Genomic DNA, 758 nt, shown 5'->3' with positions numbered 1-758 from the left:
CATTGTCCCCTTTGGAATTATTATTTAGGGGTGACAACTATCCTGCCATAGGGGGTTATTGCAAAAATCATGATGGGAGCTGATCCTGCCGTCCGCTATTATCTGCCATATCTGCTAGGGCACGGCTATAGGCAGGTCAGGTTGCTGCTACCGCGACATCCTGACCTGCCGAGCCTTTGCAACCTAGTAGTCACGACAGGATAACCGCTCCAGTCAGGGCTAAACCGCACCGCAAGACGACTATTTTATGATTGCGAGTTTTGATGTAGGCTGGGCTTTTAGCCCAGCGAATAAGTTGTCATGTTAAGATTAATTTTACAATAAACACAGTTTAAACGTACGTAGTGCGTAGGGTGGATTAGCGGATGCGTAATCCACCTTATATAAACGCTAAACTTACTCATTTAATCTAATTTTTTAAACTAGTTATAGGGTATCCATACTGAGAAAATTGATAGAATTCTCCTGTATATCCTATAATATGAAATATCAATCTAAAAAAAACTTCCTCTAAAAAATTTGAGTCATCTAATATTTTTTCTAAGGAACTTTCATCTTCAAAGCTTAATTTTCTTTCAATCCCATGCGCTGATTCGTTTCTAATAGCCTGCCAATTAGAATGCATACTTTGACTTAAAATATCTAAATCTACTAGGGTGTGTATAGAATTCAAATCAGGGGCAACCAGATAAAGACACAAGCGAGCATTACCGCTGCTGCATAGCTATCTTTGAGCTTATCATATCGCGTGGCAATGC

1 protein-coding gene and 1 pseudogene are annotated in these 758 nt (G+C 39.7%); both read right to left on the bottom strand.

All coding sequences use genetic code 11. From position 1 onward, the window contains the following. Positions 1-409: 409 nt before the first annotated feature. Positions 410-673 carry a hypothetical protein gene (locus EI164_RS16575; RefSeq protein WP_192521053.1) on the bottom strand — a complete coding sequence of 88 codons (264 nt, stop codon included), beginning with the start codon at positions 671-673 and terminating at the stop codon, positions 410-412. Beyond that, positions 670-758: pseudogene (locus EI164_RS16570) on the bottom strand (IS5/IS1182 family transposase); the annotation flags it as partial. The gene EI164_RS16575 and the pseudogene EI164_RS16570, both read right to left, overlap by 4 nt.

The sequence above is a fragment of the Psychrobacter sp. FME13 genome (genome assembly GCF_014861395.1).
GTDB lineage: Bacteria > Pseudomonadota > Gammaproteobacteria > Pseudomonadales > Moraxellaceae > Psychrobacter.
This window is presented reverse-complemented; position numbering and strand designations above follow the sequence as displayed.